This window comes from Paenibacillus sp. FSL R5-0345 (genome assembly GCF_000758585.1).
Lineage (GTDB): Bacteria > Bacillota > Bacilli > Paenibacillales > Paenibacillaceae > Paenibacillus_AQ.
Window position 1 is genome coordinate 4,124,123 of the sequence record NZ_CP009281.1, and the last position, 20,128, is coordinate 4,144,250.

22 protein-coding genes are annotated in these 20,128 nt (G+C 43.2%); all 22 read right to left on the reverse strand.

Features of this window, described 5'->3' with window-relative positions:
• Positions 1-10: 10 nt before the first annotated feature.
• The 22 genes from R50345_RS18215 to flgG all read right to left on the reverse strand — a co-directional run bounded on the left by R50345_RS18215 (position 11) and on the right by flgG (position 20,046).
• Entirely contained in the window at positions 11-1,414 is a 1,404-nt protein-coding gene (locus R50345_RS18215; protein WP_042128888.1) for a flagellar assembly protein A, read from the reverse strand.
• A gap of 28 nt (positions 1,415-1,442) precedes the next feature.
• Positions 1,443-2,231 carry a FliA/WhiG family RNA polymerase sigma factor gene (locus R50345_RS18220; RefSeq protein WP_042128890.1) on the reverse strand — a complete coding sequence of 263 codons (789 nt, stop codon included), beginning with the start codon at positions 2,229-2,231 and terminating at the stop codon, positions 1,443-1,445.
• A 188-nt stretch (positions 2,232-2,419) separates the two neighbouring features.
• Entirely contained in the window at positions 2,420-2,830 is a 411-nt protein-coding gene (locus R50345_RS18225) for a hypothetical protein (RefSeq protein WP_331281337.1), read from the reverse strand.
• Positions 2,831-2,832: 2 nt separating this feature from the next.
• Entirely contained in the window at positions 2,833-3,330 is a 498-nt protein-coding gene (locus R50345_RS18230; protein WP_042128892.1) for a chemotaxis protein CheD, read from the reverse strand.
• On the reverse strand, positions 3,323-3,916 hold the full coding sequence (locus tag R50345_RS18235) for a chemotaxis protein CheC (RefSeq protein WP_375105424.1): 594 nt from the start codon (positions 3,914-3,916) through the stop codon (positions 3,323-3,325). The genes R50345_RS18230 and R50345_RS18235 overlap by 8 nt, the downstream gene beginning before the upstream one ends.
• A gap of 36 nt (positions 3,917-3,952) precedes the next feature.
• Positions 3,953-4,414 carry a chemotaxis protein CheW gene (locus tag R50345_RS18240; RefSeq protein WP_042128895.1) on the reverse strand — a complete coding sequence of 154 codons (462 nt, stop codon included), beginning with the start codon at positions 4,412-4,414 and terminating at the stop codon, positions 3,953-3,955.
• 27 nt (positions 4,415-4,441) lie between these two features.
• On the reverse strand, positions 4,442-6,514 hold the full coding sequence (locus tag R50345_RS18245) for a chemotaxis protein CheA (RefSeq protein ID WP_042128897.1): 2,073 nt from the start codon (positions 6,512-6,514) through the stop codon (positions 4,442-4,444).
• Between the two features lie 34 nt (positions 6,515-6,548).
• Positions 6,549-7,880, reverse strand: coding sequence for a protein-glutamate methylesterase/protein-glutamine glutaminase (locus R50345_RS18250; RefSeq protein ID WP_042128899.1), 1,332 nt, complete (start codon positions 7,878-7,880; stop codon positions 6,549-6,551).
• Between the two features lie 33 nt (positions 7,881-7,913).
• Positions 7,914-8,795 (reverse strand): MinD/ParA family protein, encoded by an 882-nt coding sequence (locus R50345_RS18255; RefSeq protein WP_042128902.1) that lies wholly within the window; start codon positions 8,793-8,795, stop codon positions 7,914-7,916.
• Positions 8,792-10,183, reverse strand: coding sequence for a flagellar biosynthesis GTPase FlhF (gene flhF, locus R50345_RS18260; RefSeq protein WP_042128904.1), 1,392 nt, complete (start codon positions 10,181-10,183; stop codon positions 8,792-8,794). The genes R50345_RS18255 and flhF overlap by 4 nt, the downstream gene beginning before the upstream one ends.
• Entirely contained in the window at positions 10,180-12,213 is a 2,034-nt protein-coding gene (gene flhA / locus R50345_RS18265) for a flagellar biosynthesis protein FlhA (protein WP_042128906.1), read from the reverse strand. The genes flhF and flhA overlap by 4 nt, the downstream gene beginning before the upstream one ends.
• Before the next feature lie 18 nt (positions 12,214-12,231).
• A complete protein-coding gene (gene flhB, locus R50345_RS18270; protein ID WP_042128908.1) occupies positions 12,232-13,326 on the reverse strand; it encodes a flagellar biosynthesis protein FlhB in 1,095 nt (364 codons plus the stop codon).
• Positions 13,327-13,348: 22 nt separating this feature from the next.
• Positions 13,349-14,134 (reverse strand): flagellar biosynthetic protein FliR, encoded by a 786-nt coding sequence (gene fliR, locus R50345_RS18275; protein ID WP_042132278.1) that lies wholly within the window; start codon positions 14,132-14,134, stop codon positions 13,349-13,351.
• Between the two features lie 9 nt (positions 14,135-14,143).
• Complete coding sequence (fliQ, locus tag R50345_RS18280; protein ID WP_036688516.1) at positions 14,144-14,413, reverse strand: flagellar biosynthesis protein FliQ; 270 nt, start codon at positions 14,411-14,413, stop codon at positions 14,144-14,146.
• Positions 14,414-14,434: 21 nt separating this feature from the next.
• Positions 14,435-15,196, reverse strand: coding sequence for a flagellar type III secretion system pore protein FliP (gene fliP / locus R50345_RS18285; protein ID WP_042128910.1), 762 nt, complete (start codon positions 15,194-15,196; stop codon positions 14,435-14,437).
• Positions 15,193-15,720: a flagellar biosynthetic protein FliO gene (locus R50345_RS18290; protein WP_042128914.1), complete on the reverse strand. Its 528-nt coding sequence runs from the start codon at positions 15,718-15,720 to the stop codon at positions 15,193-15,195. The genes fliP and R50345_RS18290 overlap by 4 nt, the downstream gene beginning before the upstream one ends.
• A 9-nt stretch (positions 15,721-15,729) precedes the next feature.
• The gene (locus R50345_RS18295) at positions 15,730-16,095 is read right to left on the reverse strand and encodes a response regulator (protein WP_036688523.1); all 366 of its coding nucleotides are present in this window, start codon (positions 16,093-16,095) and stop codon (positions 15,730-15,732) included.
• Positions 16,096-16,121: 26 nt separating this feature from the next.
• Complete coding sequence (gene fliY / locus R50345_RS18300; RefSeq protein ID WP_042128916.1) at positions 16,122-17,423, reverse strand: flagellar motor switch phosphatase FliY; 1,302 nt, start codon at positions 17,421-17,423, stop codon at positions 16,122-16,124.
• On the reverse strand, positions 17,413-18,411 hold the full coding sequence (fliM, locus tag R50345_RS18305; protein ID WP_042128918.1) for a flagellar motor switch protein FliM: 999 nt from the start codon (positions 18,409-18,411) through the stop codon (positions 17,413-17,415). The genes fliY and fliM overlap by 11 nt, the downstream gene beginning before the upstream one ends.
• 39 nt (positions 18,412-18,450) lie before the next feature.
• Positions 18,451-18,918: a flagellar basal body-associated FliL family protein gene (locus tag R50345_RS18310; RefSeq protein WP_042128920.1), complete on the reverse strand. Its 468-nt coding sequence runs from the start codon at positions 18,916-18,918 to the stop codon at positions 18,451-18,453.
• Positions 18,915-19,139, reverse strand: coding sequence for a flagellar FlbD family protein (locus R50345_RS18315; protein WP_042128923.1), 225 nt, complete (start codon positions 19,137-19,139; stop codon positions 18,915-18,917). Before R50345_RS18315 ends, R50345_RS18310 begins: the two co-directional genes overlap by 4 nt.
• An 88-nt stretch (positions 19,140-19,227) precedes the next feature.
• On the reverse strand, positions 19,228-20,046 hold the full coding sequence (gene flgG, locus R50345_RS18320; RefSeq protein WP_042128925.1) for a flagellar basal body rod protein FlgG: 819 nt from the start codon (positions 20,044-20,046) through the stop codon (positions 19,228-19,230).
• Between the last annotated feature and the right edge of the window lie 82 nt (positions 20,047-20,128).

Below are 20,128 nucleotides of genomic sequence, written 5' to 3' on the forward strand. Positions count from 1 at the left end.
GCCCGCCTAATTAATTGTATGGCGTTAAGGATATATCACCTTCACTATAGGCAAACACAACTCGTTCGGTAGGGTCCTTTACAAATCGGGTATATCTGCCGATCATAATCTTGGATCCACCATAGATTGTCTTGATCACTTCAACTCTAGCTCTACCTGTATCTTCTAGCATTCTTTCAATCTCCAGCACGCGTTCTTTAATTCTTTTTTCCTCACGTTGATGAGATTGTTTAGTAGCATTCAATTTAACACGAAGCGCCACTTTATCCGCAGGTAGTTGACCGTTAGTTGCCAGTTGATTTAAGAGATACAGCGCTTTAGAAGTCTTGTCCTCATTTTCAAGCAACTGTCGTAGCGATTGACGTAGTTCGTTAATCTCATTTCTGAGTTCAGGCACTACACCTACCTCAATCGCAGTCGCTGTGGACATGGTATTGCCTATTGTGCGTGCCACAACTCTTTCCCCGGACTGAACAGTTCCGCCTACGATTAAACCCTTAGCACCGTTACAAAGCACATCCCTGCCCGCACGTATATTGGAATGCATAATACTCTGGGATACAATGACATCTTCACCAGCGGTAACATTGCCATCTTGAATAAATGAGACCTTTACATTCTTCCCAGCGGTTACATGTCCTTTGTTATAGCCGATAATTCCACCCGTGATTTCAATGGATCCACCAGAGATTAATTCTGCTCCCTCTACTCCACCAACTACACGAATATCACCAGCTGACTTTACAGAAAAGCCGGAAAGTACGTTTCCTCGAATAACAACAGTACCTACAAAATCTATGTTCCCAGTACTGTAATCCACATCACCATTCACTTCATATACAGGAAAAACATTGATTTTACCGCTATCGGTTAAAGTAACAAGACCGTCAATTGCGGCATACATCGATGTTCCATTGTTATCAACAAGTACATTCTTTCCGACTTTAAAATGAGCTTCCTTTCCAGCTCTGAAAGCAAGCTGATCCCCAGTTACAGTCTTTCCATGTTTACCAGGCTGAGCAGGGATAATTCTAGCGATCAATTTTCCTTTGAGCACGTTACGAAGCCGAACTAAATCCTTATAATCTACCTTACCATCCGCTTTTTCAAGCGGCTTGCGATCCTCTTCCAGATCAACAGTGAGCATTATACTTCCGTCGACTCCATTAACTGCTGGTTCACCCGTAGCAATAGCGACTTTGCTCCAAAAAAACTCCTCCGGATGACTACAAATACGTTCAACAACATCTCGCTGGATCCCGTAGCGAATATTGTGACTGTTCAGGAAGCTTTCCAATTCTGTAGGTGAGCAGGAAAATTTCTCATCTTTTTTGGAGAACTGCAAATACGCGATCCCTTTGTCATCCGAAAAAGTAATACTTAAGTACTGATCCAAAGCATTTTGACCGATCAATTTTGCTCCCCCTTGTCACCGCTAACGGTTAATCATTCTGCATAAGTAGATCGCGATTTTTCTCAAGCGTTCCCCTCAGCCGTAAAATGGCCTTGGAATGAAGCTGCGAAATCCGTGAAGGAGATAATGACATGACCTCTGCAATTTCGCTCAATGATAAATCTTCATAATATAAAAGGGACACGACGGTCCGTTCTTTCACCGTTAATTTCTCAATACCTTTGGTGAGCGCTTCGCGTAAGTAGAACTCATTTACCTTGCTATCCGGATTCTTAGCTTTATCGTCCACCAGTATGGACATTCGGGTCTCTGATTCCTCTTCACGGATCGGGTCTTCTAGTGAACATAGTGACATAACAGCCACATCCTGCAACATATTTTGAAATTCTGTTACACTTATATCCAGGTATAGACTCATTTCCTCATCACTAACAGATCTTAGATACTTCTGTTCAAGTTGCTGATAAGCGTCCTCGATTTTTTTAGCTTTTTCTCGCACAGATCTAGGAACCCAATCACTTTGGCGTAAGGAATCTAAAATTGCACCGCGTACTCGCCATGAAGCATATGTCTGAAACTGTAATCCTCGTTTGTAGTCGAATTTTTCAATCGCATCAATTAGTCCCATTACTCCATTGCTCGCTAGATCATCTTTAGAAACATTCTTGGGTAATCCCACAGCCAAACGGCTGGATACATAATCAACAATATGGAGGTAACTCTCTATCAGCTTCTTTTTGGCTTCAGGGTTATTGTGTTCTTTCCACTGTTCCCATAGCTCGTCAGTTTCCAATTGAGAAGCTTTACGCTCGTTCAATAGCTTTCACCCTTCCCAAAGTTTAGTCAGAGAGCTTGTCGCGGCGAAACCTGCCTTGTCACAAGCATAAACGCCTTCGGTGTCCTCCTAAGGACGGCAGCGTTTAAGCGAGAAATATAAGGATAATGTATAGCGGAAGCTTATACACCCTTATATTTTAAGATAACCGATTCCGCCACAGCGCTCGCTTATTCTTCTTTCAGGTGACGAACGGCCTTGGCCAATTCTTCAGGATCTTTCATAGAGACTAGTTTTGGGGGTGTAAGAGGCTTGAACCCCTCACTGTTCCCACTTCCTTGTCCTGGCTTCGGTTTGAGCAGGTTGATTAACTCTTCATCCTCATCAGGGGTACTGATGTCTAGTTTCGCACCAAGTTCTTCTCCGTCAGCATCCTGTTCAACTGGAGGCGAAGATTGATACATAATAAAACCCAATACCCATCTTAGGAGGAAAGCAAGCAGAAACCATATGATAAATCCTAATAGGCTTCGTAATAAACTAGTGCCGAGAACATTATTACTGTAGGTTACAAAAAATGTGAATACAAAACCTATCAAACCAAACAGCAAGTTTATTAAAATGTTTCCTATCATCTTCATATTTATATTTCCTTAGCGCCTTTTTGCACACTGCGGATGAACAATACACCAGTGTTGCAGGCAATTTCTATCGTACGGCCATAATTACCGCCCGTATCTTCCGCAATTAACGGAATTTTTAAGAGCTCAAGAGCAAGTTTACAAGATTCAACATTACGAGGCCCGATCCTCATGGTGTCGCTCCCCCCGGCAAAGGCAAACATTTGTGATCCTCCTGCCATCTTGGCCACGATCCGACTTCGAACCGCACCAAGTTCCAGCAAACGGGATAAGAGCTCCGGCACTGCAGTATCTGCAAACTTAGCGATGTTTAATTGCCCTTCCCTAGCAATCTCAGAAGTAGGGAGCATTACATGCGCCATACCTGCGAGTTTTTTTCCAGGGTCAAACAATGTCAATCCTACGCAGGAGCCAAGACCCGTTGTACGAATCAAACTATCCTGGCTTCCAATGTTAAGATCTGCCATCCCTACTTTAATGATGCTTTGTTCTTCAATCATTTTCAAACGGGACTCCTAGCGATTTGAAGATTTTCGGGAATGATTCCGGATCGGGAATAAGGAAAAATTGCCCTTCAATTTCGTTTTTCCCCTCAAAAAAGGTAGTATCGATCAACAATGCATCGTCACCCATTTGCCCAAATTGCAGCAAACCGTAGCTTAGGATGGCTCCAGCCATATCCATGGCAAGTGCAGGAACTGTTGGATACATAGAAAGTGAGGTGAAGTCTGCAAGAGAAGATAGGTACGACCCGGCCAAAATATTGCCAATTTCACTCAGCGCAGAAAGCTCCATTTCTCCAAGCTCTTGGTCACTCAAAATCTCGATGCCTGCGATGCGACTAAGTAAGTTCAAAGCCGCTTCCGGTGAAAGAATGAAAAACAGGTTGCCCGGAGCTTCACCCTCTACACGTAAGAAAACTGCGTATACAAATTCTTCAGCTCCACCAACTTTGTCCGTAATCTCTTCAAAGTTGAGAAGCTGTACCTTGGGAACTGCCATATCAATCGGCTTATTCAAAAGCTGTGATAATGCGGTGGCTGCATTTCCAGCTCCAATATTCCCGACTTCCTTAAGCACATCCATTTTGAAATCCTTATAGTGCTTAAATAATTCCACAGGTTAGCCCTCTAGGCTTTCTAATTGAACGATTTCGCCTTTGTTAAGCACTTCTGACAAATTAAGCATGATCAGCAAGCGCTCTTCGCCTATCTTGGCCACCCCATCTAAATACTTTGCTTTGATGCCGCCAACAACATCTGGAGGTGTATCGATAGAATCTCTATTCAAATCTATTACATCATTTGCTGAATCTACAATGAAACCTACTTCCATTTCATTAACAGATACGATGATTACACGAGTCTGATCCGTGTGCTCCGCCTCTTCGATCCCAAAGCGGCCACGAAGGTCAATCACGGGAATAACAACTCCACGTAAATTAATTACACCTTTGATAAAAGAATACGTTTTAGGTACGCGTGTAATTGGCATCATACGCTCAATAGTCTGTACCTTCTCAACTTCGATACCGTATTCCTCTGAGCCTAATTTGAACACTATCACTTTAATATCTTCAGCCATGGAATGAACCTCCCTGTTCTATCCTAGTTATTTAATAAAAGCGTTCGGATCGATAATAAGTGCTACTTGACCATCTCCAAGTATCGTTGCACCAGATATCCCTTGAATTTCAGGTAAATATTTACCCAAATTCTTGATAACTATTTCGTTTTGACCAATAAAATCCTGTACAGCTAAAGCCACAAGACGTTCTCCCTTACGAACAACTACGATCTCTGTCTCTTCTTCAGTACTCTCGTCATAATCAGGTACCGAAAATAGACGACTAAGCGAAACCAGAGGAATATGAGAATTCCGGAATTCTAGCATTTTGTTGCCATGAATCGTGCGAATCTGAGTGTTCTTCACGATTCCAGTTTCCACAATGGAGGATAGTGGAATGGCATACTTCTCAGAGCCCAATCGAATAAGCATGGCCGCAATAATAGATAGAGTAAGTGGCAGCTGAACTGAGAAATTCGTTCCTTTTCCAGGAGAAGAATAGATCGTTACATTACCACCCAGAGAAGAAATCTTAGCTTTTACAACATCCAGCCCTACGCCACGACCAGAAACATCAGAAATAACTTCTGCTGTACTGAAACCTGGTGCAAATAACAATTGATAAGCTTCCTCATCCGTCATATTCGCTGCTTGCTCTTGCGTAATCACGCCTTTTTTCACAGCAGACTTCAGGACCTTCTCTGGATAAATACCTGTTCCATCTTCCTCGATTTCAATGAAAACATGATTTCCACTGTGGAAAGCTCGAAGATGAACGGTTCCAGTCTCCGGTTTACCTGCAGCAATGCGGTCAGCAATGGATTCAATCCCGTGATCCACCGCGTTACGCAATAAATGCACTAACGGATCACCAATTTCATCGATTACCGTCCGGTCAAGCTCAGTTTCGGCACCCGTTACGATAAGATCTACTTTCTTGTCCAGCGACTTAGCTAGATCACGAACCATACGTGGGAATCGGTTGAATACGGTATCTACTGGAACCATTCGAAGCTTCATAACGATATTCTGTAGATCACCACTTACTCTGCCCATATGCTCTACGGTTTCCGTAAGATCACTATTCTGTACCTCTGAAGCCAGCTGCTCCAAACGAACTCGGTCAATCAGAAGCTCACTAAATAGATTCATGAGCACGTCTAAACGTTCGATATCTACACGAATTGTACGGGAAGGTGCCCCTCCTGTTTTGGCTGCTACCGGCTTATTACTTTCATCTTTGGTAGGTGATGGTTTAGCCGATGCTACTGGAGCAGGAGCTGTTTCCACCTCGACGGCTGTTGCGGCCACCTCTGACACAGCGGATGCTGATTCTTGACCAAGCATTTTCAAGGATTCTTGATCTAGTGCTACTGCCGTTACTTTATCAATTTCAGACAAATTCATAATCATCGCCTGAATTTGATCCGCGGTTTTTTGGGTTATGTAATAGAGTGAGAAGCTTTGGTCAAATTTCTCTTGTTCTATATCTTGAACGGATGGGAAGGATTTAACCACTTCACCCGAACGTTCGAGTAGATCGAACACCATGTATGCACGGACAGCCTTAAGTTGACAATCCTTACGGATTGTTACGTCCACATACAATGCATGATGCCCTTCCTGAATCGATTGCTCTAGAACAGAAAATTGGAACTCGTCCAAATGAATCGGAGTTTCACCTGCTTGTGCAGCTGGAGTTGCAGCAGCAGATGCTCCGCCGCCTTCAACAGGAATCTCTCCTCGAACAATAGCCTGTAGGGATGAAACAATGGCCGATACATCTGCTTTACCTTCGCCACCGCCAGTAATGTCCTCAACCATAGACTCTAAGGCATCCAAACTTTTGAATAACGTATCAAAAATAAAATCCTGCATGCGCAGCTTGTTATTACGTACAAGATCTAACACATTTTCCATTTGGTGTGTAAGTGAAGCCAAATCTTCAAAACCCATAGTTGCTGCCATACCTTTTAAGGTGTGCGCAGAGCGGAATATTACCTGTACGATACTTAGATCCTCAGGATTCGCTTCTAACCCCATCATGCTCTCGTTCAATGACTGCAGATGATCATTCGACTCATCAATAAACATGGATAAATATTGGTTCATGTCCATAGTAGAGCACCTCCCCTTCGAGTTCGCTTTTCCGTTATTTAACGGCTTGCACTAGCCTTGGAGCAATTTCTTGCAAAGGTAGTACATATTTGACGCACTGCAATTCCACCGCAGATCGCGGCATCCCGTATACGACACAGGTCTCTTCACTTTCAGCAAAAGTTGAGGTTACGCCTGAGTCATAGAGAGATTTCATCATCCTTGCACCATCACTGCCCATCCCTGTCATCAGCAACACGTGCCGATCTAGCGATGTGAGTGGAAGCAATGATTCGAATAAAACATCCACTGAAGGTCGGTGGCCATTTCGTGCCTCCTCCTTCGTGAGTACAACTGCATATTGCCCTTTAGCTGATGGGGTAACTTGTAAATGATAACCTCCAGGCGCAATGTAAGCAGTCCCTTTTCGTAATATCATCCCCTGCTCTGCCTCTAACACTTCTAGCGGACTGAATGTATTCAGTCGCTGGGCCAGTGATTTCGTGAAGTTAGGCGGCATATGCTGCACAATGACTATCGGAGCCGGAAAATCTGCGGGAATCTTCTCCAGAAGCACCTTTAGTGCACGGGGGCCACCTGTAGAACAACCGACAGCAACTAATTTTTGCAAATTCTTGCTACCAACCATTCGATCCGGAGGAAGTACCGGAGGATCAGAAGATACCTCCACTAAAGATTCTATCACCGGTTTGTGGGGAGTTGGTTTATTCTCTACTTTAGACTTTGGTTTGGTCTTTTCAGATATCGGTGTTTTAGCAGAGATTATTGGTTTAGTTGCTACTTTAGGGATAGTACTAACTACTGGCTGTTTTCCCCGAGGTTTCCTTACCCCTTCATTTTTGAGAGAAGATTTAGGCGTAGCCTTGGGTTTGTCTGGTATCAATCTTGTAGCAGTCGGCAGTAATGGCTCTAAAGGTGCAATGTCAGGCATCCTAAATGCAGATGCTCGCGCTTCTCGCTGCTCCCGAGCCAACATAGCTTCTTTCATTTGTTCTCTTAGGGATTCCCCTACTCCCGTTATATCCTGAGAGTTTGATATCGAAGGTTTACGAATGAAATCAAAAGCGCCCCATTCCAGTGCAAGAATGGTTTCCTTCATACCCTCTTCATTGATACCTGACAGCATAATCACTGGCAGCGGATCTGACGCCATTATTATTTTCAGCGCTTCCAGGCCGTTCATCTCCGGCATTTCCACATCCATGGTAACTAGATCCGGACGCAGCTTGTTAATTTTCTCGATAGCTTCACGCCCGTTTGTGGCTGTTGCCGTCACCTGAAAGTCAGCGTCATTTTCAATTAAATCGGAAATGATCTTGCGCATAAATGCAGAATCATCAACAACCAAAACTTTATATGGCTTCATATCATTTCCACCTCTGTTCCAGATTCAGAACAATTATTTACTTCGCTTTAACCATTTATGGATAAAGCCTTTAATACCTTGAACTTTTGTATCCTTTTTACCATCTATGGTCAAATAACTTAGGGCTAGCCGATGTATATCTCTTGCAGCAACGCTGTTTGGAAAAGCCAATGAGAATGGCGTTTGCCTTTTGACGGCCTGCACTACATGGGCATCTGAGCTTATATGACCAAGATAGGAAACATCTAATTGTAAAAAACGACTGGCAGCCATACGAATCTTATCACTTGTCACTGACGCTTCTCTTTCATCACCCGCTTGATTCACGATCAGTTTAAATGAAATTTCCGGATGCGTCCGATTCACAACCTTCATTAAAGCATAGGCGTCTGTAATAGCAGTCGGTTCTGGCGTAGTAACTACTAGGCAATCGTCCGCAGAGGTTATAAATTTCATCGTTTCCTTAGATAATCCAGCACCTGTATCAAACAAAATATAATCCATGCTGTCCGCTATATGAGCTATCTGGGCTGTGAAATAATTAAGATCCGATTCCGAAAGGGAAAACAACTCATCCATGCCCGATCCACCAGCTATAAAAGGAAGGCCGTTCGGTCCTAACTGAATAATCTGCTCAATATCCGCTTCTCTTTTTAACAGATGATATAGGTTATACTTCGCCGACACGCCCATTAACACGTCTATGTTAGCCATGCCAATATCTGCATCGAACAGCAATACTCTCTTTCCCATTGCTTTTAAGGTTAAAGCGAAATTAAGTGTAAAATTCGATTTACCTACGCCACCTTTACCACTACAAACAGTAATGATACGGGCGGATGTTTCCCCTTTTTCAGCTAGTTTCGGCTCCTGACTGGATACAAGCTGTCTCAAGGATTGTGCCTGATCCATCATGATTCACCTGTTCCAAGAAGCATTTCACTAAGTTGTTCTTTGGAAGCCATCAATAAATCGTCGGGTACATTTTGACCATTGGTCATATAAGATAATGTGAGAGGGAAATCATTCAGGACGTTAAAGAGTGGTCCATAACTTCCCGTCTCATCTAGCTTGGTAAAAATAACTTTATCCAGCCTGTACCTGCCGAAATGCTCTGCAATCAATTTCATATCACGGCTTTTCGAGGTCAAGCTGAGCACAAGATAGGTCTCACTTCTTAATTCCTTCTCCAACAAGCTTTGCAGTTCTGCTACAAGCATATCATTGCGATAATTCCGTCCAGCTGTATCCATAATTACAAGATCACAACTCTCTAATCGAAAAAGTGCTCTTTGTAAATCACCTGGCGACTGAACCACCTCTAGCGGAACATTTAGAATAGATGCGTATGTACGCAACTGCTCCACAGCTGAAATTCGATACGTATCAGAGGTGATAAAACCAACCTTGCGTCCGTATTTGAAAAGCTGTTCAGCCGCAAGCTTGGCTATTGTAGTTGTTTTCCCTACTCCGGTGGGCCCTGCAATATATACAATTTGGGTATCCTGTGCAATTCCATCAGCGATTCGACCTGCCAGAAATCCATCGAGTTGTTCTTTCAAGGACTCCTGAAATTTCTCTGGCCCCCAAGTACGTCCTTCATCTGCCCAACGTTCTGAGATATTACTAATCCATTCTTCAACAAGTACAGTATCCATCTCCTGCTCAATCAAAAGATCTCTAAGCTGCTGAAGACTGTCCGGCAACTCCCTAGCCCCCGAAGATTGTCTAGCGATTCGTTCCATCCACTGCTTCATATCTCTAATCTCACGAAGGACATCATTATCAATAGCCGAAGCAACGGCGGGTGTCTGTTCCAGACCAAGAGACTCATAAAGTGCAGATACAGATGTCATATCCTCCTGATTTGTTTCAGACGCTTTGAGATGATCCTTGCTTACATTCCGAGATTCTTGTAAGGGCTCTGGATGCTTTTTCGTCGATTGCTCTACATCAATTGCTTCAGACAAGGCTGCGGCGATCTCAGCAAATGACCTAGGTTCTTCGGGCTTTTCCAACGTAACAGTAGCTGTAGATGTTGTAGATGATGCTTTTTGGTAAGCCTGCGGGACAGCGCTGCGCGGAATGTTCATCGCAGGCTTGACAGGCTTTTCAGGAGTACTCCCCTGTTGAGCTTTTTCAACAGCCGCTACAACCTCTATTTTTTTCTTTTTAAACAATCCTAAAAATCCGCCAATCTTGATTTCTTTTGTACTTAAAATGACGGCCTCGCTTCCAAGCTCACTGCGAATGGAATGCATGGCGTCAGGCATCGTATCGACAACATAACGCTTCACTCTCATAAATTCACCACTCCGACGCTCTGTATTTCAATGTTAGGCTCTAGTTCGCTATAAGACAGCACAGGAATATCCTGCATTGTCCGTTCAATCACCTGTCGCAAATACATACGAATGGTTGGTGATGTGAGTACAATGGGCTGTTGTCCAGACTGTAGCAGTCGATTGATCTGTTCGCTTAACCGCTGATAGATCGTTTGAGTCGAAGCTGGATCCAGTGCCAAATAACTGCCCTGTTCTGATTGCTGTACACTCTCAGAAATTTTCTTCTCCAGATTAGGTCCCACCGTGATAACTTTCAGCGTCTCTCCTACTTGCGAGAATTGCTGAGTAATCTGTCTGGACAAGGACTGACGAACATATTCGGTAAGAATATCAGGATCCTTGGTGTACGTCCCATAGTCTGCTAACGTCTCAAAGATAGTGACCAAATCCCTGATCGATATCTTCTCGCGCAGCAACTTGGCAAGTACCTTCTGCACATCCCCAATCGCCAATACGGAAGGAATTAGATCGTCGACAAGCACTGGATAATTATCTCTTAGGTTATCCACCAGCATCTTAGTTTCTTGTCGTCCTATCAGCTCATGTCCGTGCCGCTTAATGAGCTCCGTCAAATGTGTTGCAACAACGGATGGTGGATCTACGACGGTATACCCGGACAATTCAGCCCGCTCTTTAACCGACTCGTCAATCCATAGCGCAGGAAGTCCAAAAGATGGTTCAATGGTCTCAATACCGTTTATAGATTCATCATCATAACCTGGACTCATAGCCAAGTAGTGATTAAGTAATAATTCACCGCCGCCGACAGTATTTCCTTTAATTTTTATGACATATTCATTCGGTTTTAGTTGAATATTGTCGCGAATGCGAATAACAGGCACTACAAGACCCATTTCAAGGGCACATTGCCGTCGAATCATGATGATACGATCTAGCAAATCGCCACCCTGACCTGTATCTGCCAAAGGTATAAGACCATAACCGAACTCGAATTCAATTGGATCTACAGAGAGTAAATTGATTACACTTTCCGGACTTCGTACCTCTTCAATCTGCTTCTCTTCAACAAGCTGCTCTTCGGCAATCTGTTTTCGATTTAAATTCTGTCCCATACTATAAGCTGCAAAAGCCAGCAAACCTGCTAGTGGGAGCGTAGTAATCATATGTATAGGTGTGAAGAGACCTAGAAAAGCAACAGTAACTGCAACAATGTATAACAGCTTTGGATAGGACAGCAATTGCCCAGTTAGTTCTTCTGCCAGATTTCCTTCCGATGAAGCTCTAGTAACGATAAGACCTGCTGCAGTCGAAATGAGCAAAGCAGGAATTTGGCTGACTAGACCGTCCCCGATCGTCAATACGGAATAAGTAGATAACGCAGTGGAAAAATCCATTCCGTGAACAACCATACCGATAATAAATCCACCAATAAGATTGATCAACAGGATAATGATACTCGCAATCGCGTCTCCTTTAACGAATTTACTCGCACCATCCATGGCTCCGAAAAAATCCGCTTCCCGCTCAACATTACGGCGCCGTTCACGTGCCTGAGTTTCGTTAATCATGCCTGCATTAAGATCGGCATCAATACTCATCTGCTTGCCGGGCATCGCATCCAGGGTAAATCTCGCCCCTACCTCAGCTACACGCTCTGACCCTTTGGTAATAACAATAAACTGAACCACTACCAAAATTAGAAACACGATAAATCCAACGGCAATTTGTCCGCCGGCGATCCAGCTACCGAAAGTCGATACCACTGAACCGGCATCTGCGTAAGTCAGGATCAGTTTTGTTGTCGAAATGTTTAGTGACAGACGAAACAATGTCGTAACCAGCAATAATGAAGGAAAAATTGAAAACTCGAGTGCATTCTTCGTGTTCATAGCCACTAATATGATAATTAATGCTATAGAGATATTAATGACAAGCAAAACGTCCAAAAGCCAGGACGGGATAGGCAGAATCATCATAAGCACGATACCGATGATGCCTAGCAAAACTGTTAAATCTTTAGCTTTCAATGTCCTAACCCCCCCGCCTTATTTCCTCTTACCTTTTAGCTTATATACATATGCCAGCACTTCAGCCACAGCCTGAAACAGATCATTTGGAACGACATCTCCAATTTCTGCTCTTTGGAATAATGCCCGTGCCAGCGGTTTGTTTTCCATAGTCACGACGCCATGTTCTTTAGCCAGCTCCCGAATACGAAGTGCTACATAATCCTGCCCTTTTGCAATAATCTGAGGCGCTTCCATCTTGGAACCGTCATATTTTAGTGCAACAGCAAAGTGCGTTGGATTTGTAATAATTACATCCGCGTTAGGAACCTCCTGCATCATGCGCTGCATGGCCATTCTACGTTGGCGTTCCCTGATCTTGCCTTTGATTAGAGGGTCACCCTCCATTTTTTTGTATTCATCCTTGATATCCTGCTTAGACATTTTCAGACTTTTTTCGTGTTCGTACTTCTGATACATAAAGTCTAGAAAAGCCATTACTAGCAAAGCAACCCCGATTTTCAAACCCAGACTCATCGTCAGCTTAGCCGCAAACTTAAAAATCCCCTCCGCACTGATATGCGACAGGGATGCAAAGTTCTTCTTTTCTCCCCATAATGTGCTATATACCAGATAAGAAATAATTAGAAGCTTGAATATTGATTTCAGGAATTCTACAAAAGAACGCATAGAGAAAATATTTTTGAAACCTTTTATAGGATTAATCTTACTGAATTTAGGAGTAATCCCCTCTCCCGTAGCCATAAAGCCTACCTGCGCCAAGTTGGAGACAAGCGCCATAACAAACGTAATTCCAAGTAATGGAGCTAGCAAAATCAAGATTTGCAAGCCATACTGATTAAATAGCAGCGTTATATTCTCAGGCGTAACGTCCAGCATCATTCGATTCTGAAATACGTCCGTGTATAGCTTCATAAAACGCTCTTTCATAAAACCGCCAAACATCATCAAGCTAACTACCGCAGCTAACAATACAACCGCACCAGACAGCTCAGCACTTTTGGCTACTTGGCCTTTTTTACGAGCATCCTGCCGTTTCTTCGGGGTTGCTTTTTCCGTCTTTTCACCGGCGAAGAGTTGAAGATCTAGTCTATAACGCTTCGTCTTAGGCATAATACTCTCCCCTTACGGTCACCTACGGCTTCTTCCCCATGAGACCCAGTAAATTCTCCATGGATTCGAACATGATTTCAAAGAGATTCTGAAACAGCACAGCCAGACCTGGCATCAGCACTAAAAGAAGTGCAAGACCTATAATGATTTTGAGCGGAACCCCTATAACGAATACATTATATTGCGGAGCCGTTCTCGCCAAAAAGGCAAGGCCAACATCAGTCAGAAACAGTGCGGTTACTAATGGTGCAGACATTTGAAAAGCTAATACAAACGACTGCGCAAATGTTCGGACCAGAAACTCTGATAAACTACCATCAACCATGCGTAGAAATAAATCATTATTCATAGGAATCCATTTATAGCTGTATACAATGGCATCTAGCAAATGGTGATGTCCATTCATACTAAGAAACATTAGCAGGGCTATCATATATTTGAAATTACCGAGAATAGGTGCTGACGTTCCAGTCATAGGATCAATGACGTTCGCAATACCGAAGCCAATCTGAATATCAATAAAAGAACCCGCTGTCTGAATCGCCATAAACATCAAATATCCAATGAAACCTAGTAAAAGACCTATTAATACCTCTCTCATAATCAGCAAAATATAACTAAAATCCTGCGGAATCGTAATTCCGGTTCCACTAGCACTAAAGACTACCAAAGCTACAAAAAAAGAAATGCCAATCTTAAAAGTTGTCGGTACCCCTTGAGAAGAAAACACTGGAACGACAACAAAAAAAGCGGTAATTCGACAAAAAATAAGCAAAAAGACGGGTAAACTTTGCAATAGGGTATCCATGTTCATTGCTTAACCAATATACATATAAAGATTTCCTAGAATTTGGCTAGTAAAGTCAATTAGCTTCGTGATGATCCACGGACCAAATAGCAATAAAGCCAGCAGTACTGCGACGATTTTGGGAACAAACGCTAGCGTCTGTTCCTGAATCTGTGTCGTAGCTTGAAAAATACTGATTATTAGCCCTACCACCAGACCAAGAATCAGCATGGGAGCGCTGACTTCCAGCACTAAATATACGGCTTGGCTTGCTAGACCGATTATAAACTCCGTACTCAATCCTCATGCCTCCTCTTAAGGTCAGGTGTTAAAACTAAGAAGTAGTGATTTAATGACTAAGTACCAGCCGTCTACCAGTACAAAGAGCATTATTTTAAAAGGTAATGAAATCATGACCGGGGGAAGCATCATCATCCCCATGGCCATCAGCGTACTCGCCACAACAATATCAATAATCAAAAATGGAATAAAAATTAAGAAGCCCATTGTAAAAGCTTTTTTCAATTCCCCAATTGCGAAAGCAGGCACCATCACCGTCAGTGGAATATCACTGTATGTAGCAGGTTTAGCCGATCCCGTATAACCGGTATACTTCATAAATAACAAAAGGTCTTTGGAATTGGTCTGTTTAAACATAAACTCTTTCATCGGATCAGCAGCTTTATCAAAAGCCTCAGTCTGTGTAATTGTCCCCTTCAAATACGGCTGTAATGCCGTTTCATTCACTTGTGCCAAAGTTGGCGACATAACGAACAGGGTCAAAAATAGAGCAAGCCCTACCAGCACCTGATTCGGAGGCATGGACTGAGTACCAAGTGAGGTTCTGACAAAGCCGAGCACGATTACAATTCTAGTAAAACTGGTCATAAGAACTAGAAACGCCGGAGCAATACTCAGAACCGTAACGAGAAGAAGAATTGATATGGAACTGGTACCACCACTTGAACCATCATTACCGACCTGAATATTAACATTAGGTATAGGATCAGCATGTATCGGCCGCATCATAACTATACTAATGAACCCGAACAGCAGAATAGCAAGAATTAGCTTTTTTTTCATAAATTCCTCGACTCATCCTTAGTAGCATCATCCCGGAACAACTCTTCCATTTTCTCTTTACGCTCTGGTGCAGAACGAAGCTTGGATTGCAGTGTCTCGTAAAAAGATGATGTTTCACTAAGCTCGATTTCCTCTGATGGAACCTCCCCACGCAGCTTAACCTTAACCTTGGCAATAAGCGGTGCGAGAAAATTATTCTGGTTAGAGGATTGATCCTCAAATGCTGCAATGATCAAAGCCACCTCATCTGGATCAGTGACTTTATCCAAGATGGATATGTTCTCACCAATCCCGATTAAGTAAAGGCTGCTTCCCAGTTCAATAACCTGCATCGACTTGTTAGGTCCCAACCCTACAGCACCAAGCGTCCGAATGGAACGCCCGCTCATAAAGGTCTGATTACGACGTCCAAGAAAACGGATCAGCAGCACAATAAGTACAATGATTACCGCAAGGACAATAATAACGTTAAGCAAATTCAGCAGGGTGTTATTGCTACCGAGCGGTTCTGAATTGACGGGCATGTCTCTTTCCTACACACCCAACGTTTTGTTGATAGCTTCGATAACACGGTCTGCTTGGAAAGGCTTCACAATAAAGTCTTTTGCTCCCGCTTGAATAGCATCGATAACCATAGCCTGCTGGCCCATGGCTGAACACATGATAACCTTAGCAGCCGGATCTACTTTCTTGATTTCTTTCAGGGCGGCGATTCCGTCCATCTCAGGCATAGTAATATCCATCGTGATTAGGTCCGGACGCAGTTCTTTAAATTTCTCTATAGCTTGAGAACCGTCCTGAGCTTCGCCCACTACTTCAAATCCGTTTTTCGACAAAATGTCACGGATCATCATTCTCATAAATGCTGCATCGTCCACGATTAGAATTCGGTTAGCCATTTTTACAAAATCCTCCCTAAGTATGCTTATTGTAATTTCTGAATTCGGTCCCACTGGCTGACGATATCCGTAACGCGTACGCCGAAGTTTTCGTCGATAACTACGACTTCGCCTTTGGCAATAAGCTTGTTGTTAACCAAAATATCTACAGGCTCACCGGCGAGCTTGTCCAGCTCAATGATCGAGCCTTGAGACATTTCCAAAATATCTTTAATCTGCTTCTGGGTCCTTCCTAATTCTACGGTTACTCTAAGCGGTATGTCCATCAATAAATTTAAATTATTTTCATCAATATGACCAAAAGCTCCACCGTTAAGGTTAGCAAATTGTACAGGCTGTACATTTACATTGCGATTAGCTTCAGGACTAAGCGGTGGTGTCTGCCCATAAGGCATGCCTTGTGGCGGCATTCCGTATGGCGGCATCCCCGGCATGCCATACGCCGGCATGCCTGCTGGAGGATAATAATATCCGCCTTCCGGCATTCCAGGATAACCAGGCATCCCCTGCGGTGGATATGGCGGAGGCGTTTCTCCTGCGGGCTGTGAAGGTGCCTGCTGCACTGGAGGAGCCATAGGCGGCGTCTCATGCGCTGGCTTAGCAGGAGTCTCTGTTGACGTAACTGCAGCCTCCTGTGCTGCAGGGCTTACATCACCCAGAAGCATCGTTACCATATCCTTAGCAAACTGGACAGGCAAGAGCTGCATAATGGTAGAGTCTATTAAATCTCCTATTTTAAGACGGAACGAAATACGAATTAAGGTTTCGTCATTCGGCAAGCTGCCTACGCCTTCACCGCTGGACATATTCAGGATGTCTATACCGGGAGGTGAAATATTAACAAAGCGATTGAAAATAGTAGACATTGATGTGGCAGAAGAACCCATCATTTGGTTCATAGCTTCCTGCACAGCACTAATGTGAATTTCATTCAATTCTTCATCCTTGGGTTCACCTTCCCCGCCTAGCATTAAATCGGCGATGACCTGTGCATCTCTAATCTTAATTACAAGTGAATTAATACCTTGAAATCCGTCCACATATTCCACGTGCACAGCTACATGTGGTTTTGGAAAAGCCACTTCAAACTCCCCGCGTGTAATGATAGAAACTTGAGGGGTTGTAATATCAACCTTTTTCCCAAGTAAAGTGGAAAGTGCTGTTGCAGCACTACCGAATGTTATATTACCGATTTCACCCAAAGCATCCTGTTCAAACGGTGTTAAATAGTCATTTACCGTTTTCTCTGTAGGAGCCAATGAGCCTTCCGCAGATTGTCTCAGAAGGGCGTCGATTTCTTCTTGGGATAAATAATCTTTACTCGTCAAATTCTTCAACTCCTTCACTGACAATCTCGTCTATTTGCACGGCTACCCGGTCTTTCACCATTCCAGGACTTCCGATGAACTTAAGCTTCTCCCCTACCTTAATCGAGAGTCCGGAATCTACATTCCTGTTAAGAGAGATCACGTCACCGACGCTAAGCCCAAGAAACTCAGATATTGATAAACGTGATTCTCCAAGTTCAGCGACAATCGGCAATTTCGCCTTATGAACTCTAGCCTTAATGGCTTCAAGTTCATCTGCATCCCGCGTCTTCTTCTCTGTTACAAACCATTGGTGAACAGATAGTCTAGACATGATTGGTTCCAGGACGACGTGCGGTATGCAAAGATTGATCATGCCTGTTGTATCTCCAATTTTGGTGCTTAACGAGATTAATGCAATGGTCTCATTGGGCGATACAATTTGCATGAACTGCGGATTCGTTTCGAGCGCTTCCATGCGCGGATGAATATCCAGTACAGTCTTCCATGCTTCCTGCAAGCTCTCAAAGCATCTGCTGAAGATACGCTCCATGATCGTTGTTTCAATCTCAGTTAAAGCATTAATTTTAGAAGGCGCTGTCCCAAAACCTCCCAGCAATCTGTCCAGCATAGCGAAAGCAATGTTTGGATGAACCTCCATTACCATTCGACCTTCTAAAGGTTCAGCTTCAAAAATGTTCAGTATTGTCATTTTTGGAATGGAACGTATGAATTCATCATAAGGGAGCTGCTCTACTTGAACGACATTAATCTGCACAAAGGTGCGTAATTGGGCTGAAAAGTACGTTGTAAGATAGCGGGCGAAATTGTCATGAATCCTTGTAAGACTACGGATATGATCTTTAGAAAAGCGAACAGCCCGTTTAAAGTCATAAGATCGGATCTTCTTCTGAGTTTCTTCCTTTTTAAGTTCATCGGCATCCATCTCACCTGAAGAAAGTGCAGCAAGTAGAGCATCTATTTCGTTTTGTGATAGTACATCAACCAATTCAATCACCCCCCCATCAAAGAATTATCAGGCCTGAAGCTACATAGAAGCCAAAAGGTATTTGGTGACTTCGATCTGAGTGATTTTGCCTTCGGTCAATGTCTTATTGATCAAATTAACAAGCTTGCTGCTAAGCTGATCTTTGCCATTTGCTCCGTTAAGCTCCTCAGGTTTGGTATCTGCAAGCGTTTTGATAATAATCGGCTTAATTTTGATCTCTTTTATTTTCTCGAAGGCTTCCTTTGATTTCGCAGAATTCAATTGGAAAGCGAAATCTATTTGAACGATATAATCGGGATCAGCAAGATTTGTTTTGATGTCTTTGATCTCTGCCGTTAGTTCGACGATTTCATCTGCAGTTAAATGTTTGGTTTCCACACTTTGTACCGCAGCATTTACATCATTCGTATCTTTCGGAAAGATCTTGTCCATTAATAAAAATGCGGCTATCACAATAAGTGTAATCGCAAGCAAAATCGTAAGTAACCACGGCAGCATCTTCTTCATGTTAGCTCCTCCATTGACTGGACTTTAATGGTGGCAGCATATGTGCCTATGTCCCTGTTATAATCCCGGATCTTCGTAATAACTTCATCCGCTTTTTCAAGCACGATCAGTCTTTTTCCGGTTACGAGCGTAATATATGTATCCGGGCTTTCTTCTACCATTTCTACCAGTAGGGCATTGATCCACATCGGTGTTCCATTTAATCTCGTTACCGATATCATAACAGGCCTCCTAACAAAAATAGGGGGAGGAGTATCTCCCCCACGACTTCGCGTTAACCATTAATTAAATATTAAATTATTGATAAAATTAACGCTTCAGGTTAACTACTTCCTGCAGCACTTCATCAGAAGTCGTAATGATACGAGAGTTCGCCTGGAATCCACGTTGCGATACGATCATTTCTGTAAATTCATTCGTAAGATCCACATTGGACATTTCGAGTTGACCAGATATGATCGACCCAGTACCATCTTCTGTATTATTCGCTGTAGTCGGTACAAGTTCGCCTTCTGCATTCGCATTAAGCGTCATACGGTACAGATTACCACCGATTTTCTCTAGACCAGATGGATTAGTAACCTTGGCTACTCCAATCTGTACACCTGCTTCAGTCGTTCCATCGGCCATAGTCTGAACAATTGTTCCATCATTGGAAATGGAGAATGCTGTTACATCATCACCCAGTTGAATCAGTCCACCTCCGGAATCTAGCACATGTAATCCGTCAGAAGTAACAAGGTTACGCGCAGCATCTATGTGGAAATCTCCTGCACGAGTCAAGAATGGTGTTTCTTGGTCTTCTGATAGCTTCACTAGGAAAAAACCATCGCCGTCAATACGCAAATCTGTCGGATTATTAGTAGTTTGAGCACTACCAGCCAAATGGAGTGTATCAATAGAAGCGATGCTTACACCCAGTCCGACTTGTTTAGCATTCACACCACCAGCGCCATCATCACTTGGAGCTGTTACTCCAGAAACCGTTTGACTCATAATGTCCTTAAACATAACGCGTCCGGATTTAAAGCCAATTGTATTGACATTGGCAATGTTATTACCGATTACATCGAGCTTAGTCTGAAAGCCTCTCATCCCTGAAACCCCTGAATACATAGATCTTAACATGTTTGTTGTCCTCCCAGATTATAGAGTCCTAATAACTTACTAAATGGATTGGGACCGCGTCAGTCGGTCAGCGGCCACCTCG

Coding starts and splice junctions, on each gene's coding strand:
- R50345_RS18225 (WP_331281337.1), bottom strand. CDS start 2,830: ATGAAGATGATAGGAAACATTTTAATAAACTTGCTGTTTGGTTTGATA.
- R50345_RS18230 (WP_042128892.1), bottom strand. CDS start 3,330: ATGATTGAAGAACAAAGCATCATTAAAGTAGGGATGGCAGATCTTAAC.
- R50345_RS18235 (WP_375105424.1), bottom strand. CDS start 3,916: ATGGATGTGCTTAAGGAAGTCGGGAATATTGGAGCTGGAAATGCAGCC.
- R50345_RS18240 (WP_042128895.1), bottom strand. CDS start 4,414: ATGGCTGAAGATATTAAAGTGATAGTGTTCAAATTAGGCTCAGAGGAA.
- R50345_RS18245 (WP_042128897.1), bottom strand. CDS start 6,514: ATGGACATGAACCAATATTTATCCATGTTTATTGATGAGTCGAATGAT.
- R50345_RS18250 (WP_042128899.1), bottom strand. CDS start 7,880: ATGAAGCCATATAAAGTTTTGGTTGTTGATGATTCTGCATTTATGCGC.
- R50345_RS18255 (WP_042128902.1), bottom strand. CDS start 8,795: ATGATGGATCAGGCACAATCCTTGAGACAGCTTGTATCCAGTCAGGAG.
- flhF (WP_042128904.1), bottom strand. CDS start 10,183: ATGAGAGTGAAGCGTTATGTTGTCGATACGATGCCTGACGCCATGCAT.
- flhB (WP_042128908.1), bottom strand. CDS start 13,326: ATGCCTAAGACGAAGCGTTATAGACTAGATCTTCAACTCTTCGCCGGT.
- fliR (WP_042132278.1), bottom strand. CDS start 14,134: ATGGATACCCTATTGCAAAGTTTACCCGTCTTTTTGCTTATTTTTTGT.
- fliP (WP_042128910.1), bottom strand. CDS start 15,196: ATGAAAAAAAAGCTAATTCTTGCTATTCTGCTGTTCGGGTTCATTAGT.
- R50345_RS18290 (WP_042128914.1), bottom strand. CDS start 15,720: ATGCCCGTCAATTCAGAACCGCTCGGTAGCAATAACACCCTGCTGAAT.
- R50345_RS18295 (WP_036688523.1), bottom strand. CDS start 16,095: ATGGCTAACCGAATTCTAATCGTGGACGATGCAGCATTTATGAGAATG.
- R50345_RS18310 (WP_042128920.1), bottom strand. CDS start 18,918: ATGAAGAAGATGCTGCCGTGGTTACTTACGATTTTGCTTGCGATTACA.
- R50345_RS18315 (WP_042128923.1), bottom strand. CDS start 19,139: ATGATATCGGTAACGAGATTAAATGGAACACCGATGTGGATCAATGCC.
- flgG (WP_042128925.1), bottom strand. CDS start 20,046: ATGTTAAGATCTATGTATTCAGGGGTTTCAGGGATGAGAGGCTTTCAG.